This is a genomic window from Rufibacter sediminis (genome assembly GCF_014269285.1).
GTDB lineage: Bacteria > Bacteroidota > Bacteroidia > Cytophagales > Hymenobacteraceae > Nibribacter > Nibribacter sediminis.
This window is the reverse complement of sequence record NZ_JACOAF010000037.1, coordinates 20,023-34,904: the sequence shown is the minus strand read 5'-3', so window position 1 is coordinate 34,904 and position 14,882 is coordinate 20,023. Positions and strand designations below refer to the sequence as shown.

Annotated in this window: 15 protein-coding genes and 1 tRNA gene; 8 read left to right on the top strand and 8 right to left on the bottom strand. The window is 51.1% G+C overall.

Annotated elements, in window-relative coordinates; translation table 11 throughout:
• The first annotated feature begins 329 nt into the window (after window positions 1–329).
• Window positions 330–929, top strand: coding sequence for a hypothetical protein (locus tag H7U12_RS15640; protein ID WP_186639692.1), 600 nt, complete (start codon window positions 330–332; stop codon window positions 927–929).
• Window positions 930–1,350: 421 nt separating this feature from the next.
• On the opposite strand, the gene H7U12_RS15635 is transcribed toward H7U12_RS15640, so the two are convergent.
• From H7U12_RS15635 to H7U12_RS15610, 6 genes are all read right to left on the bottom strand, one after another.
• Window positions 1,351–1,842 carry an ankyrin repeat domain-containing protein gene (locus H7U12_RS15635; protein WP_186639690.1) on the bottom strand — a complete coding sequence of 164 codons (492 nt, stop codon included), beginning with the start codon at window positions 1,840–1,842 and terminating at the stop codon, window positions 1,351–1,353.
• 922 nt (window positions 1,843–2,764) lie between these two features.
• Entirely contained in the window at window positions 2,765–3,016 is a 252-nt protein-coding gene (locus tag H7U12_RS15630) for a hypothetical protein (RefSeq protein WP_186639688.1), read from the bottom strand.
• Window positions 3,017–3,209: 193 nt separating this feature from the next.
• Complete coding sequence (locus H7U12_RS15625) at window positions 3,210–3,539, bottom strand: hypothetical protein (protein ID WP_186639686.1); 330 nt, start codon at window positions 3,537–3,539, stop codon at window positions 3,210–3,212.
• 957 nt (window positions 3,540–4,496) lie between these two features.
• Window positions 4,497–5,003 carry a YcxB family protein gene (locus H7U12_RS15620; protein ID WP_186639684.1) on the bottom strand — a complete coding sequence of 169 codons (507 nt, stop codon included), beginning with the start codon at window positions 5,001–5,003 and terminating at the stop codon, window positions 4,497–4,499.
• Between the two features lie 131 nt (window positions 5,004–5,134).
• Window positions 5,135–5,443 (bottom strand): putative quinol monooxygenase, encoded by a 309-nt coding sequence (locus H7U12_RS15615; RefSeq protein WP_186639682.1) that lies wholly within the window; start codon window positions 5,441–5,443, stop codon window positions 5,135–5,137.
• A 431-nt stretch (window positions 5,444–5,874) separates the two neighbouring features.
• Window positions 5,875–5,946: transfer RNA gene (locus H7U12_RS15610), tRNA-Arg, on the bottom strand.
• A 179-nt stretch (window positions 5,947–6,125) separates the two neighbouring features.
• Here H7U12_RS15610 and H7U12_RS15605 point away from each other — a divergent pair.
• Window positions 6,126–6,545 carry an organic hydroperoxide resistance protein gene (locus tag H7U12_RS15605; RefSeq protein WP_186639680.1) on the top strand — a complete coding sequence of 140 codons (420 nt, stop codon included), beginning with the start codon at window positions 6,126–6,128 and terminating at the stop codon, window positions 6,543–6,545.
• A 159-nt stretch (window positions 6,546–6,704) separates the two neighbouring features.
• On the opposite strand, the gene sucC is transcribed toward H7U12_RS15605, so the two are convergent.
• Window positions 6,705–7,901, bottom strand: a complete 1,197-nt coding sequence (sucC, locus tag H7U12_RS15600) for an ADP-forming succinate--CoA ligase subunit beta (protein ID WP_186639678.1) — start codon at window positions 7,899–7,901, stop codon at window positions 6,705–6,707.
• A gap of 486 nt (window positions 7,902–8,387) precedes the next feature.
• On the opposite strand from sucC, the gene H7U12_RS15595 reads away from it, so the two are divergent.
• On the top strand, window positions 8,388–9,077 hold the full coding sequence (locus H7U12_RS15595) for an ABC transporter ATP-binding protein (RefSeq protein WP_186639676.1): 690 nt from the start codon (window positions 8,388–8,390) through the stop codon (window positions 9,075–9,077).
• Window positions 9,078–9,358: 281 nt separating this feature from the next.
• Here H7U12_RS15595 and H7U12_RS15590 read toward each other — a convergent pair whose 3' ends face one another.
• Window positions 9,359–10,588: an MFS transporter gene (locus tag H7U12_RS15590; protein ID WP_186639674.1), complete on the bottom strand. Its 1,230-nt coding sequence runs from the start codon at window positions 10,586–10,588 to the stop codon at window positions 9,359–9,361.
• Window positions 10,589–10,709: 121 nt separating this feature from the next.
• Here H7U12_RS15590 and H7U12_RS15585 point away from each other — a divergent pair, with 121 nt between their 5' ends.
• From H7U12_RS15585 to H7U12_RS15565, 5 genes are all read left to right on the top strand, one after another.
• Window positions 10,710–11,018 carry an HNH endonuclease gene (locus H7U12_RS15585; RefSeq protein WP_186639672.1) on the top strand — a complete coding sequence of 103 codons (309 nt, stop codon included), beginning with the start codon at window positions 10,710–10,712 and terminating at the stop codon, window positions 11,016–11,018.
• Between the two features lie 117 nt (window positions 11,019–11,135).
• A complete protein-coding gene (locus H7U12_RS15580; RefSeq protein WP_186639670.1) occupies window positions 11,136–12,209 on the top strand; it encodes a DUF6687 family protein in 1,074 nt (357 codons plus the stop codon).
• Window positions 12,210–12,338: 129 nt separating this feature from the next.
• On the top strand, window positions 12,339–12,737 hold the full coding sequence (locus H7U12_RS15575) for a hypothetical protein (RefSeq protein ID WP_186639668.1): 399 nt from the start codon (window positions 12,339–12,341) through the stop codon (window positions 12,735–12,737).
• Between the two features lie 104 nt (window positions 12,738–12,841).
• Window positions 12,842–13,693, top strand: a complete 852-nt coding sequence (locus H7U12_RS15570) for a universal stress protein (RefSeq protein WP_186639666.1) — start codon at window positions 12,842–12,844, stop codon at window positions 13,691–13,693.
• Between the two features lie 4 nt (window positions 13,694–13,697).
• Window positions 13,698–14,609 carry an EamA family transporter gene (locus H7U12_RS15565; protein WP_186639664.1) on the top strand — a complete coding sequence of 304 codons (912 nt, stop codon included), beginning with the start codon at window positions 13,698–13,700 and terminating at the stop codon, window positions 14,607–14,609.
• Window positions 14,610–14,882: the final 273 nt, after the last annotated feature.

Here is a 14,882-nt window from a genome sequence, read left to right as displayed (position 1 = left end):
GATGTATTCAAACTGAAGCGGAACCCATTTTCAATTCACTAAAGATTTGCTGAAACGGTGCGTGTTTTGCCTTCACAGGAGGATAAACCTTGCGTTTGAATTGAATTGCTCCCATTCGCCGGTCTGCTTTGTTGAAAATGATTGACTTTATGAGGCGTCTCTGGGCGGTCTTCTTTCTAAAATGTAACTCTCTTCTTTCCTGGACGGTCTATAATTGATTTTTCTCTCCAATAAATGCAGCTTCTTTATGAATATGCATGGTTTTTATTAGACTAATTGAAAATGAACTCGTTATAAATATTAGTAATGTCTAACTAATACTTATAATCATGAAAAAATCTTTACTCGTATTCCTTTTTGCGATAACAGTAGTCTTTGGCGCGGCAGCCCAGACGATTACTCCTCCGCAAAGCACTGCACCCGTCTCTGAGACGGCCATCCAGAAGGGCAACTGGATGATTGGGGCCGGTATTGGTTCTATTGGGCATAACTTCAAATCAGAGACGTTCTCGTTAGAGATTGAACCAAGGGCAGGCTTTTTCATCAGCGACAACGCCGTCATAGGTGCGCAGGTGCAACTGGGCCTGGAGGCATATAATGGCGGAGAATTATTCAATTACGGGATTACCCCCTTTGTGCGCTACTATTTCCCCGAGGGAGCCGCGCCTACCCACCGCTGGTTTGGCGAGGCGCTGGTGGGATTTGCCGGCAGCAACCAGGAAGATTCTGAGGGCGATCGGTTCTTCTCCTCAGTGTACGGGGTGAGGGCCGGATATGCCCACTTTGTCGCGACCAACGTTTCGCTGGAAGGAACCCTGAACCTGGTCCGGAGCCACGCGAACATTGATGTAGGGTCTGGAACCTCAGGCTCAACGGGCCTGTCGCTGGGAGTAGCCTTCCAGATTTACCTGCCTTCGCGGGGCCAATAAAGCTCAGGCTGACAGTTGTTCGCTTAGCACTAGGGGTTGAAAAAGCTGATGTCTAGCATCTGCCCAGCGGTAAAACGGGCAACTGCTTTTCAGCGATTAATTTGAACGATAGAAAAGGTGCTTTGGGGGTGTTTTCCGAAAAACAGCCTCAAAGCACCTTTTGCTTTTTCTGCCCGAAGGCTAAAGCGGGAATAGTTTGTTTCTTTGGAGTTGTTGATAATGCTGGAGGTTTCTACTCATTTGCTACTTAGTCGTGCATAGTAAAAGTGAGAGCCCGTGGTTCTGTTTTGGGGCTATCTTGCTGAAATTAGCCACAAAACAGAACCACGGGCTCTCGTGAATTCTATCTATAAAAAGTCTCTGGTGTGCAATCATCCGCAGCAGGTCCAGATCAGGTGACCGTGCGTTGCGGCAGGTTGCCTCAGCCGCCGTGATGAAGCACCTTCAGGGCTTCTTCGTTCCCGATTTTCTCGGCCATCTCCAGCGCGGTGAGGCCGCGGCTGTCGCGCACAGATTGGTCGGCGCCGTGTTCGGCCACCAGGCGTACCAGTTCGTGACGACCGAACATGGTGGCAAACATGAGGGCAGTGCCGCCGCTGTAGTTCTGGATGTTCAGGTCGGCACCGCGGGCGATGAGCAGTTCCGCTATATCGGCGAAGCCTTTAAAGCAGAGGCCCATCAACGCGGTGTTGCCGCTCATGTCCTGGGCATTTACATCTGCTCCGGCATCTAACAGGGCTTTGGTGGCCTCGTAATGGCCTTCATAAGACGCCAGAATCAGGGGCGTGAAGCCTCTCCCGTTCCGGATGTTAATGTCTGCTCCCTCGGAGATCAATTCCTGAATGGTCACCACGTCTCCCTTGCGGGCCGCGTCAAACAGGATATCTTCAATTCTGGTAGATGTAAAGTTCATAGTATTGCTCATAGTAAAGTACACTCACATTTTTCCTCTACGGAAAACCTGCCAGCACGACTGTCTTTTTAAGCTTCTTTGTTGTTCCTGCTTGATTTCTAGGAAGAAAAAATGCCTAGGAAGCTTCTGTTCTGCGCTCAAAAGGGGAAAAGCCCTTTAAAATGATCAGTTTTCGGTCGAAATGCTTTCCCCGGTGGGCTCGGCAAAACCTTTGTTTCTTCCAATTTTCAGTCGGCCAACACTTCCTGACTTTTATCTGAGGAATGGTAAGTGTCAGCCTTTATGAAAGCGGTTGGTGCTTTTTCGCAGCGCAAAAAGACGGGGCTAATTTTTGACCGGTAAAGGGGAAAGGGGAAATCAAAAGCCTCCGATAAAGCTGCATTGGAATAGGTTCCAAGGACCGCTTTACCAGAGGCTTTTGCGTCAATTTACATTACTCTAATCTCGTTTAGAATCCCTTTTCTGCTGCTTTTCAGCTCTTTTTTCTTTCAGGGTTTTCGCGGGTGCCTTCTTTGAACTCTCTTTGACGGGTGACTTTCCTTTGGCCATAATTGTAACGATTAAGTAAGAAGAACTTGATGAAAGGTACTGAATTGTCTAGAGAAACCCTATACCTGATTTCGGGATCTAAGTTTCAGAAAGGCAGGATAAGGAAAGAATTTCTTGGTTACCCGAGTAAAAAGCAGGGTAGGGAGGAGTCTGAGAAAGAGGTTTTGATTTGTTAGAGCGCTTTTCCAGGCATATAAACCAGCGGAAAGGCTTCCGGGCTTAGCGTCACAAAAGTAGGTACACGGACTGTAAACGATGCTTTGAGCACTGCTCGCTTCGCCGTTTAAGGTCCTTTTTAGCCAAAAGAAGCCTGAAACGGGGAAGACGCCCAGAACTTTACTTGTGAATGCCGGGTGGTGAGGGAGGCGGTGCCTTAGCTCAGCAGAATGACTTTGTTGTTGCGGTAGATGTCAATTCCAACCCGGGTCAGCTGTTTGATGCTGATCCGTACTTCGTAGCGAACCAGTTCGCCGTTCTCTTCGCGCTCAAACTGGTGGTTTTCGCCCAGCAAAGATTTTTTCTCGGAGACAATCTCGCCGTTGTACTTGATGGTCTCCTGGCCGGTAAATGAGTTGTCTACTTCTATCTTGACAGTATCAGAAAGGTTGAGAGTTAAGACGTTCATGGCAGTTTTTGCTAATAGTACATCAACACGACAGGGAAGGAAGCATTTTCTCGTTCCTATCCCTTCGCTTTCAGCCTATTAGTATTCCCATCGTTCCATTTATTACAACCCCTGCGGCTTTCTTTGCCAGCACAGCAGTCCTGAGAATGAACGAATGTACCCGCAGCCTTCCTTCCTGGAAGATGCCCGCTGATTAGTCGTACTCTTCGGTTTCCACCGGTACAGCGCCCGCCGAGGTGCCATTCAGCAGAAAGGTGATCACCGATTTGCCGAACCATAATCCGTCCTGCACGCCACCCGCCTCAATCTCCTCTTTGGCCGTGTGCAGCATTTTGGTCAGGAATTCCACCCGCTGGTGAGCCGCTTGTCCTCCAAAGCCTTTCTGGACTTCCTGCAGAATCTGCTCCGTTTCCCGCAGCGAAACCAGAATAGCAGGTACGGCGTCCTGATGATCTGTGGTGTAGGTTTCCAGATCTTCTAAAATATCTTGTAGCTGCTGAACAATCTCTTCCCGAAGTTCCATATCGTTCGTTTCCTTTATTATCACCGGTTTACTGTTTGAAGGGGCAAAGTCCCTTGCTGGTCTGTGTTTTACGTAAATAATTTAAAGCTGATACTTTCTCTCAATACCTTCTTTCTGTCTATGGTGCAATCAACTGGCACATTCAGCAATTCCTGAACCCTAGCTTGTACAAAATAGATGTCAGCCGATGCCTGCTTCCGGGGGGAGAGAAACAGAAATGTCGTGCTGTTGCAGCATGATAGTGAAAAGTACAATATCATCAGCATATTTCCCAATATTTATAGTTCTTTTGGATAAAAATTCGAAACAGCCGTTATTTCAGGCCTTCCTGTTTTGCGCCTCTTTTTCAGAATAGCTCCAGAAACAGCAAAGTGAAGCTGAATATGGTTATGGTGGTCTCCAATACGGTAGAAGAAAGTGCTTCTATGCCCCCGCTGTCGTTATCATTAATTGAATAAGACGGATTTGCTGTCTGGTCTCTGTATTATGCTGATGTTTGCCCATTCAATGAAGTTGAAGTAGCATATTCTGAAGTTGATGGAGGGAATTGTTCTACTGCAGAAAGAGAGAGGAGTTGACTTTTGTGTGAAGCTGCGTGATATCTGCTTTTTCAGATTTAGCATCCTGGCAATGGAAGATAGGTAACCCAATGGAAGTGGTCAGGAAAGCAAACAGAGTAGTGGGTGCTAAGCAGATTAGAGAATGTGCTTGTGAATGAGAAATAGGAAACGTGGATAACTGTTGATTGCTAACATTGTTATCAACATTGGTGCTTTTGTATATAGATTAGCTGAATATATTAGCATTTCTTTCTTGTCCGCTAAAACCCCATACATCGGAAGTTAAAAGATCCAAGAAATTGATTCCTCATACTTGTCCTCTTCGAGACGCTATGTAAGAAGTGCAGAACAAATCATCTGCTTTCAGAAACGAGAACTTACCATTGCCCTTTAACTACTAAAATTTAAGGAAGTTTTTTGGGCCTTTCTGTGCTTGGGCAATCTCTTTAAAGAAGCGTAACTGCGCTGGTGAGAAATCCCTTTTGGGAATAATATTGGCTACCTGAGGCGTTGACCAGAGCAGGACCCACGCTTTGCTCTCAGTGAGGCTGTACACTTTGTCCCAACTCAGTTTTGTCTGAAACGATTCGCCCGTGATCTGGATGTTCTCCCGGTTGAAGTCATATACCATTGGCTCACTAACTCGTTTGTCTGTCTTGTAGCTCTTCTTCGCGGCGAAGTAAATCTGCCCCGGAAACCCCAGTGTGAAGTAGAATCCGAAGAGCAGTCCTACCCAGGGAATATCCGTGAGAGCTCCCGTGAAGTACAGGAAAAGCACGCATAATAAAGTGAATAACCCCATGCCCAGGAAGAATTTCCCCGTCCATTTACGGTACACCAAATAGAGATTGGCTTTGATGTACTCCTGTTCGCTCAGTTGCGTAGTAAGGGAGATTCTATCCATGAAGGTGACCTTTTATGATTCAGAAAAATATGCTGGCAAGTTGTTTCAAGCCAATTTTGAAGAAAACAGCCCTAAAATGACCAGCAAGGTGCCGCCCATGAGATGTCAAAATTTAGTCTGAAAGCTGATGATCAGATTCCCGCTCCACCCAAAACCTCCAGTACCTGACCTTTTTCTGGTTTGCCCGCCAGCAGGGGCATGGCTTGCGAAATCAATTCCCTTACCCCAGGCACAAGCAACGAACAGTCATGGTCTTCTTGGCTGTCCCACACCTCCGTCACCCAAACAGATTCTGCGTCCTTAGGGTCTTTGCTAATCAGGTACAGGTGGCACCCTTTTGCGGTAGAGACTAACTGAGAAGCTTCCAAAAGAATGGAGGCAAGTTTCTCGCCGTTTCCAGCGGTGGCTGATAGTTTTCCGTGAAGTGCGTACTTGTTCATCTAGGCTGATTTGGTTGGAATGGGTAAGTCTTCTCTGCGCCCTGTTTCAATTGTAGATTTCATTGAAGCCAAAGAATGACAGGTACCAGAATCTAAAGGAGCAAGATAAGGTGAACAACTGCTTTTGCCAATCTTTCTCTTGGCTTAAAATGGAATTAACAATCCTTGCTCCCACTTTTCGGGATCATGTCAACACTCTATGAAAAGGCAAAGGAAGTGGATCAGTGAATCCGTGAGAGAGAGAGTACCGATCAACAGGAATGCCTCAACGGGTTAAAAATTAACCGTTGGGCGATTAGTGCCAATAACATTCAGGTAACGTTTAAGTGGCGACATGTTTACGGCTGATAAGCTGCCATGTTGAACAGGATATGAAGTTCTATGCCTTATAAAAGAAAAATCCCCTCAAAACGATGTTCTGAGGGGATTTGTGGCCGCGCCTGGAATCGAACCAGGATCGAGAGCTTCGGAAACTCCAATACTATCCGTTGTACTACGCGGCCCGGAATTGCGATGGCAAATGTAGGAAAAGCCCGCTAAGAATGAAAGCCCCAGTCGCGTTTTTTGCCTCGTTTCTGAAAATGACCTTAAAAGAGGTTAAGAAAGAGCCGCTTCCGCTAACATTTTCGAGTTGAAACAGTTTAGGAGAAGAGAACACTGTTCATCACCAAAGAGAGAAACTATGAAAAGAATGTACACGGCGGAGGTTACCGCCACCGGAGGCCGCAGCGGCCAAATCAAATCTACTGACGGAATCCTGGACATGCCGGTACGCCTGCCCGAAGGCCTAGGCGGCAAAGGCGGGGCCACCAACCCAGAGCAGTTGTTTGCGGCGGGTTACGCGGCCTGTTTCCAGAGCGCCCTTATGCTGGTGGCAGGCAAACAGAAAATCCGCCTGGACGAAAACTCCACCGTCACTGCCCAGGTAGGGCTTGACCAGTTTGAGGATGGCCGCTTCGGGTTGGCTGTGCAACTGGACGTGAAAGTAGATGGCGTAGACAAAGCGAAGGCCGAGGAACTGGTGGCCCAGGCGCACGAGGTATGTCCGTACTCCGTAGGCACCCGCGGCAACATAGACGTGAAACTGAACGTGCTGGACTAACTAATTAGTCTTGAGTTCTGAGTCTAGAGTCCTGAGTAAAACATATTATAAAGAAGCGGTTCCCCTGTTTTAGGGCTGTTTTTCCAAAAAAAGGCTTAAAACAAAAAGGCCTCTCCTGTAGCAGGAGAGGCCTTCTTGTTATTGATAAGAGAAAATCGCTTAGGCAGTAGCCAGCACGTCTTTCACTTTCTGAGCAGCTTCTTTCAGAGCCACGGCAGAGAATACTTTCAGGCCAGACTCGTCAATGATTCTAGCGCCTTCCTCGGCGTTGGTGCCTTGCAGACGCACAATGATGGGAACGTTGATGGTACCGATGTTTTTGTAGGCTTCCACCACTCCGTTAGCTACGCGGTCGCAACGCACGATACCCCCGAAGATGTTGATCAAAATTGCTTTCACGTTAGGGTCCTGCAGGATCAGACGGAAACCGGCTTCTACGGTTTGCGCGTTGGCTCCACCTCCTACGTCCAGGAAGTTAGCCGGCTCACCGCCAGACAGCTTGATGATGTCCATGGTAGCCATGGCCAGACCGGCACCGTTTACCATGCAGCCTACGTTACCGTCCAGCTTCACGTAGTTCAGGTTGCTTTTGCTGGCTTCCACTTCCAAAGGATCTTCCTCGGCTAAGTCGCGCAGGTCAGCCAGGTCTTTGTGGCGGAACAGGGCGTTGTCGTCCAGGTCCACTTTACCGTCCACGGCCAGGATTTTATTGTCTGAAGTCTTCAACACGGGGTTGATCTCAAACATAGACGCATCAGTGTCCAGGTAGGCTTTGTACAGGTTGGTCACAAACTTCACCATCTCTTTGAACGCCTCGCCTTCCAAACCGAACGCGAACGCGATCTTACGGGCCTGGAAGCCTTGCAGGCCTACGGCTGGGTCAATCCACTCTTTGAAGATTTTGTCTGGCGTGTGCTCCGCCACTTCTTCAATGTCCATACCACCCTCGGTAGAGGCCATGATCACATTCTGACCTTTGGCTCTGTCCAACAGGATAGACAGGTAATATTCTTTCGGCTCAGAGTCGCCAGGATAATATACATCCTGCGCCACCAGCACTTTGTTTACTTTTTTGCCTTCGGGACCGGTTTGGTGCGTCACCAGCTGCATGCCAATGATCTGGCCGGCCAGCTCTTTCACCTGCTCCAGGTTTTTGGCCAATTTCACCCCGCCGCCTTTGCCGCGACCGCCCGCATGAATCTGGGCTTTGATTACGTGCCAGCCAGTGCCGGTTTCCTCGGTTAAACGCTTGGCAGCCGTTACTGCCTCTTCAGCAGTTTCCGCCACGATGCCTTCTTGAATTCTAACGCCGTAGCGCTTCAGAATGTCTTTCGCCTGGTACTCGTGTATATTCATGAGGTTAGGTTGATGTTTTTAGGTGCACGAAAGTACAGTATACGGCTAACTTTTCAAAGTAGCGGCCACGGTGCGGCCAATCCGGAGCGCTGTGGCCTGAGTTCTGAGGCAAGGCTATCGTTAAAGGCCACGCTGTTTTAAGCCGATTTTTCAGAAAAGGGACCCAAAGCGCCATCGGCTTAACGAGCCTTTTCAATTCTCGCTTCACTGAACGATTGGAAGGATTATTCGCGATGCCGCCTCAGGCCGACATAGGTGACAACGCAGAACCCGGCTACTCGTTTCGGGGCTATTTTGCTGAAAACAGGCCTAAAATACGACTGTGTTTTTGACGATGAACGCCAGCCGCAGCCTCCGGGATCTTTATAAACAGCGCCCGTTACTTTATAAGAAAGAACCCGTTGAGCATTGTCTGCGTTGAGACGCTGAGGGCTTATTTCAGCGCGAGGTTGCAAATACCGTCCCTTCGTTATTGTTTTGTAGTGCATGAGTATAGAGAAACCAGTATTGCTAGAGGCCCGCGGGCTGTTTAAATCCTACGGAAAACTTCCGGTTCTGAAAGGCATTGACCTCACCATCGGCGAAGCCGAAGTGGTTTCCATTGTGGGGGCCTCCGGGGCCGGAAAAAGTACGCTCCTCCACCTGCTGGGCACCCTGGATGCCCCAGATGCGGGCGATGTCTTTCTGCACGGCCAGCGCATCTCGGGGATGAGCAACAAAGAAGTGGCCCGGTTCCGGAACTGCAACATCGGTTTCATCTTCCAATTCCACAACCTGCTACCCGAGTTCACCGCCCTGGAGAACGTCTGCCTACCGGGCTACCTGGCCGACCGGCCCGAGAAAGAGGTGGAGACCCGGGCCAAGGAGTTGCTGGAAATGCTGGGGCTGGGACACAGGTTAGAGCACAAACCCTCTGAGATGAGCGGGGGGGAGCAGCAGCGCACCGCCGTGGCCCGCGCCCTCATCAACTCGCCTAAACTTATCTTCGCCGATGAGCCCAGCGGAAATCTGGACTCAAAGAATGCCGAGGAACTGCACCAGATTTTCTTCAAGCTCCGCGAAGACCTGGGCCAGACCTTCGTGCTGGTCACCCATAATCCCATCCTGGCCGACATGGCCGACCGAAAACTCACCATGAAAGATGGTTTCCTCCTGAAGCCGGAAGAGGTGGAATAAGAAGAGATGAAAGATAAAGGAGAAAGACACCGTGGGTCCAAAGACACTACCTAGTTAGTCCAGAGACCCTACGTAGTCCGTCTACTTTCCCAGCATCTAGCGTCTATCAACGACCTGGCGCGAGACTTCAGTCTCGTGCCACAGGATGAAGCGAGTCTCCAGACTCGCCGGAAATTCAACGCAGATTCATTTGATTCCTGCTGCCGATTATCTCCGTTTAAGGCCTGTTTTCTCAAAACGACCCTTAAAACAAGATTTCCCGTCCCGCTCCAGACTTCCCGTCAACTCACCTGCTTCAGCTTCATCACCACGCCCATAGATACCAGGGTGAAAACCGTGGCGATGATGCCCACCGTCCCGAAGTGCAGTAACTCCGGAGAGCCCGGCGCATTGGAAATCACCAGTCCGGCTAGGAAGGCGGCCAAACCGGAGGCCAGCTGCTGCACCGATGAGTTCACGCTCATGAACGAACCCCGCAGCCGCGGCTCAATGCTGGAAGTGATCATGGACATGGCGGGCACAAAGCGCGCGCCAAAGAAAATAAAGAAGAACGTGGTCACCACAAACGCCTGCCAGTGCGGCACGCGGGGTAAATGCGTCACCACCAGAATAGGAGCAATGGAAACGAGGGCGGCGATCATGAAAACCTTCTTCTTGCCGTATTTATCAGATAACCTGCCGGCCAGCTGCGAGGTGACCACCGTGGCCAATCCCCCGAAAAGATAGATGTAGCTCAATTCTGCCTCGGCGAAGCCCACGTTGGCCACCATGTACGGGCTCAGGAACGGAACTACGGTGAACCCGGCCAAAGAGAGCGCTACCATCAGGGCGAAGGCCCACAGGCAATTGGCCCGGCTGAAGATGGTGAGCAGCACCTGTGCGGGATGTTGCGGCACGTGGTTTAACAGGTGCTCCCGCATGGGCGGCAACATGCGCCAGGCCAGAAGTAAAACGAGGATGCTCAAACCGGTGAGCAGGTAAAAAGGAGCGTGCCAGCTGGCGTGGCTGGCCAGGTACAGCCCAATGGGAATCCCCCCGATGGAGGCCACCGAGAACGCAGCCATCACCTTACCCGTAGCCGCTCCGCGCCGTTCCTCCGGAATGGAATCCCCGATGATGGCCAGCACCAGAGCGCCCAGAACCCCGCCAAATGCCCCGGCCAGAACTCGGGCGATGAGGAGAAACGTGAACGTAGGCGCCAGGGCACAGGCCAGGGTGCCCAACGTGAAGCCCAGGTACAACCCCAGCAACGCATTTTTGCGATCGAACCGATCAATGAAGAAGGCGCTCGGTAAGCCCGAGATGGCCGCGCTGAACGTATACGCCGACACCAGAAACCCGAATTCGCGCGGGCTAATCTGAAAGACGCGCATCAGTTGCGGACCCAGCGGCATCATGATCACAAAGTCCATGATGTGCGTAAACTGGATGGCCGCCAGAATGAACAGCAGCCATTTCTCGCTCAGGGCGGGGCCAGTGGTTTGGGGGAAGGAAGAAGCTGAAAGTGACATAGAGAGACATGGACAATCGCCCGGTTAGAACAAGAGGCTTACGCGGCACAACCGCAGAGGTTGGTTTCCTGACCCCGCGGGAGGCGCATTTTTGAAAACTGAAGGAGAACCAGGAGCCAGTATGCCGAAACGAATCAGGAAAAAGGAAGAAAGCGCCGATCCGGTTTGCGCACTTTGCGAGCGGGAAGTGGGGTTCACCACGTTGCACCACCTGATTCCGCGGGAAGAAGGAGGACGGCACGGACCCACAGCGCCTTTGTGCCAGCCCTGCCATAGCACGGTGCATCTCACCTTCACCAACAAGGAACTGGCGGTGTTGTACAACTCCATTCCGGCCCTCCGTGAATCTGAGGGACTCCAGAAATACCTGCAATGGGTGCGAACCAAGCGCCTGGATAAAATCACCAACCGCCGCGGGAAACGCAAGTAGCGCCTGAGTTTACTTGCGTTTCAGGGCAGTTTTTACCAAATAGCCCCTAAAACAGGGGATGAGCGCTGGTTGGCCAGCCAACCAGCGCTCATCCCTATTATATGTAGAACCCGTACCATGCAACACTTTACGTACCTTCCGTTTCCGCAGATCAAAGAATACCCAGCCGTCGTGGTGGACAGTTTTCACCCCAACGGGCTCGTTTTATCGCACTGGCGCGAGGCACCCACCCCAGCCGCTCTGCGGGAAGATACCAGCGCCGGCATGGTGCTCCAGGCCCTCAAACAGAACTGGCCCCAACTGCAAAACTACCAGTACGTGACCGCCAACCACTTTGACATTGATGCACTGGTGGGAGTGTGGGCCTTGCTGAACCCCCAACTGGCCCTGCAGCGCGAGGAGACATTGCGGCAGATGGCCGTGATAGGTGATTTCCGAGAGTTAGATTTAGAGGCTCCTTTCGCCAAAGAAGCCCTGAAACTGGTTTGCTGGATAAATGCCGAAGAAAAGGCCCGCTTCTATCCTCCCTTCGGGGCGGAGGACATGGAGGAAAATGAGGTAGTCGCCTCTATCCCTAAATTTCACTATTTTCTGAAGGAGTTCGGAAAAGTGTTGGTTAATCCTGAATTATTCCAAGAGGTTTGGGAGCCGGAGGTGAATACGGTTCTGCTGGGGTATGCGCAGATTTATGGGAAAGAATCGAAAATAGTCCTAAATAATTCCATTGGCCTGGCGGTGATTGAGACCCCGGAGCCCGTCCATTATTATGCCTTGTTCAGCCCTACAGCCGGGTATGACATTGTGGTTGCCTGTTACGCAAACAACAGATATGAAGTGGAATGCAAGTACACCACCTGGGTGGATATTGTGAGCCGACCTACCTTGCCCCGCCCAGATTTACGTCCGTTGGCGGAGCAGTTCAACGCGCTGGAGACGTCTGGGTATACGTGGGTGGCAGATGGCGTCACAGACACCGGTCCGTTGCTGCGGCTGCAGAATAAAAAGTTGAGCAAGGCGCAACGGTACGGACATCCGCTGGAGCGGGAATTCAATTCTTCCTCTATTGAAAAGGACTTATTCTTACATATGCTTATTGAATACTTGCAGAATGCATTTTCTAATATCACTCCCCGTACGTACTGGACCTGGGCCGAGGTGAAGAGTTTAAATCTTAAAAATAAGAAAATTTGATGTTTGTTTTTGAGAATTTCAAAACAGTTTCTAACTTTATAAAAACAAAATTATTTAATATTTTATTTGCCTCTCTCCGGTATCCCCCGTCCAGTTAGTGGTGCATCTGCAGAAATGTCTGACGCTCCTATGAAAAAAATTGCGCACAATCACTTCTACTACATCCAGGTTGATCAGAAAAAGAACATACTCTACTTAGCTTTGACCGGCTGTTGGAACAGCCCGGAAGAGGTCCCTTTTTACATCACCCACATCAAAGAAGCCCTGGCCTTCATGAAACCCGGCTTTTCCATCCTGACCGACATCAGGGAGCTGGAAGAGTATGCGCCATCGGTGCGGCAGGTGCAGGTGATCGCCCAGAAAATGATGGTGGCGGCCGGTATCTACCAGCTGGCCGAGGTGCACCAGTTGAACAATGCCATCAATCAACTGGCTATGGACATGGCCAAGGAGAGTCGGATTCCGCTAAACATCTTTGACTCTTTGGAAGACGCTGAGGCGTGGTTGGAGGAGGTACAGCAGCGGTAAGGGAGCGTTCCGGTATAGGAAAGTATAACCCAAGCCCTATATTCACGTTTTGTAAGGAGGCGTAGGGCTTCTATGCCTGTGCCATGAACCAGACCTGCAATCCTATGAAAAAGATTCTGTGCCCTGTCGATTTTTCTAAGACCTCTAACAAGGCCGCCGAGTATGCCGCGCACATCGCCCAGCATACCCGCGCTTCCTTAACCCTGCTCCACGTCCTGCATTTGCCCTTGATGGACACTTCCGAGTCGGCGTTGATGGCCAGCCAGGTGCTGGATGAGCAACGCCGGGTTTCCGCGGATAAGCTATATTCTTTGTCACTGCACCTACAGAACCTGCACGGGGAAAAAGGGGGTGTTTTCCAGACCGATACCAAAGTGATGGAAGCATTTCTGGCCGATGCGGTGGAGCGGCTGGTGCACGAGGAAGGCTATGATTTCATTGTGCTGGGGACCACCGGCGGCGGCAATACCCTGGAGGAAATCATGATTGGCAGCAACACCGAGAGCGTCATCTCCCAGGTGAAATGCCCGGTATTGGCAATTCCGGCGCAAGCCAGCTTCCCAGACATTCACCGCATTGTCTATGCCTCAGATTACCAGCCCGAAGACACCAAAGCCCTGAAGCAGGTAATGGCTCTGGCCTCTGTTTTCCAGGCCGAGGTGGAGGTGGTGCACGTCACGGACAAGGCCGGCGCCGATGGAGGCCGCCACACCCAGGCATTTATCCAAACCCTGCGCAACGAGTTTGCAGGCCAGCCTATCCACTTCCAGGAACTGGAACACCCTGAAAAAGACGAGGCCCTCAAGGGGTATCTCAAGCAGACCCGCAGCAACATGCTGGCGCTCCTGAAAAAACGCCGCAACTTTTTCAAGGACCTGTTCGGGATGAGCCTCTCCGAGAAAATGACCTACCAAACCAAACTGCCCCTGCTGGTGCTGCACGCCGACGCTGACTAATTTTATGAACGTATCTTCCTCCTCCGGGGCTTCAGGTACCGGCTGGCTTAAAATCGCGGCTTTTGCCGCGATTTACATTATATGGGGCTCCACGTATCTAGCCATCGCCTTTGTCATCGAAACCCTGCCGCCTTTCCTGATGGCGGGAGGTCGGTTTCTATTGGCCGGTGCGCTGATGTTTGGCTGGGCCCGTCTGCGCGGGGCACAGGCACCGTCTCTGCTGCACTGGAAAAACACCGCCATTATTGGAGGCATGCTGATTTTACTGGGGAACGGCGCGGTGGTGTGGGCCGAGCAACGGGTCGCCTCCGGGGTGGCCGCCTTGCTGGTGACTACTGAACCTTTGTGGGTGGTGGTTTTGCAGTGGCTTGGAAAAACCAGGCAGGCTCCCTCCAGAGGAGTAATCCTGGGGCTGTTGATTGGGGCCGTCGGGATGCTGGTGCTGGTAAGCCCCTGGGAGTTGGAGGGGACCGTGGATTTGCTGGGGAGTATCATTGTGTTTCTGGCGGCGGGTGCCTGGGCCTGGGGCTCGCTTTTTTCTTCGCGGGCCAGTTTACCATCTTCGGCAGTGCTTACCACGGGCATGCAGATGCTGTGCGGTGGGGCCATGTTGCTGTGCGTCGGGACGGTTTCGGGGGAGTGGCAAACTACCAATTGGGCTGCTATCAGTCAGCGCTCCTGGCTGGCGCTGGGTTATCTGGTAGTGTTCGGGTCACTCATCGCTTTTACGGCGTATAGCTGGTTGACCCGGGTGGCGCCCCCGTCTCAGGTTTCCACCTACGCCTATGTTAACCCGGTCATCGCCGTTTTCTTGGGCTGGGCCTTCGCGCAGGAAGTAGTCACCGGGCAAACCATCATGGCCACCGTCTTGCTAGTGGCAGCCGTGGTGCTCATCACGCTCAAAGCTAAAAAGTAGATATTGTTGTTCGGGTAATGCTGCTAAAATGAGAAAGGGGGGATCTGCTCTACCGCTTTTCTGCGCTGTTTTGAGGCTGTTTTCATTAGATCATGCTCAAAACAATTTTGATATGAGAGCAGCATCTTTTCTCTGAGGATGAGCCAGTTCAGTGATTCCATTGAGAATAGATCCTTGCTTCTGCTGCGTGAGATTTCAGTAAGCGTTAAGGCTCCGGTATCTGGCTTGTTGGTGAGAACACCAACAAGGGCAGCTGGGATGACAGTTCTTCTG

Coding starts and splice junctions, on each gene's coding strand:
- H7U12_RS15630 (WP_186639688.1), bottom strand. CDS start 3,016: ATGAACGTCTTAACTCTCAACCTTTCTGATACTGTCAAGATAGAAGTA.
- H7U12_RS15605 (WP_186639680.1), top strand. CDS start 6,126: ATGAAAAGAATGTACACGGCGGAGGTTACCGCCACCGGAGGCCGCAGC.
- H7U12_RS15620 (WP_186639684.1), bottom strand. CDS start 5,003: ATGGATAGAATCTCCCTTACTACGCAACTGAGCGAACAGGAGTACATC.
- sucC (WP_186639678.1), bottom strand. CDS start 7,901: ATGAATATACACGAGTACCAGGCGAAAGACATTCTGAAGCGCTACGGC.
- H7U12_RS15565 (WP_186639664.1), top strand. CDS start 13,698: ATGAACGTATCTTCCTCCTCCGGGGCTTCAGGTACCGGCTGGCTTAAA.
- H7U12_RS15585 (WP_186639672.1), top strand. CDS start 10,710: ATGCCGAAACGAATCAGGAAAAAGGAAGAAAGCGCCGATCCGGTTTGC.
- H7U12_RS15575 (WP_186639668.1), top strand. CDS start 12,339: ATGAAAAAAATTGCGCACAATCACTTCTACTACATCCAGGTTGATCAG.
- H7U12_RS15595 (WP_186639676.1), top strand. CDS start 8,388: ATGAGTATAGAGAAACCAGTATTGCTAGAGGCCCGCGGGCTGTTTAAA.
- H7U12_RS15635 (WP_186639690.1), bottom strand. CDS start 1,842: ATGAACTTTACATCTACCAGAATTGAAGATATCCTGTTTGACGCGGCC.
- H7U12_RS15590 (WP_186639674.1), bottom strand. CDS start 10,588: ATGTCACTTTCAGCTTCTTCCTTCCCCCAAACCACTGGCCCCGCCCTG.
- H7U12_RS15615 (WP_186639682.1), bottom strand. CDS start 5,443: ATGAACAAGTACGCACTTCACGGAAAACTATCAGCCACCGCTGGAAAC.
- H7U12_RS15580 (WP_186639670.1), top strand. CDS start 11,136: ATGCAACACTTTACGTACCTTCCGTTTCCGCAGATCAAAGAATACCCA.
- H7U12_RS15640 (WP_186639692.1), top strand. CDS start 330: ATGAAAAAATCTTTACTCGTATTCCTTTTTGCGATAACAGTAGTCTTT.
- H7U12_RS15625 (WP_186639686.1), bottom strand. CDS start 3,539: ATGGAACTTCGGGAAGAGATTGTTCAGCAGCTACAAGATATTTTAGAA.
- H7U12_RS15570 (WP_186639666.1), top strand. CDS start 12,842: ATGAAAAAGATTCTGTGCCCTGTCGATTTTTCTAAGACCTCTAACAAG.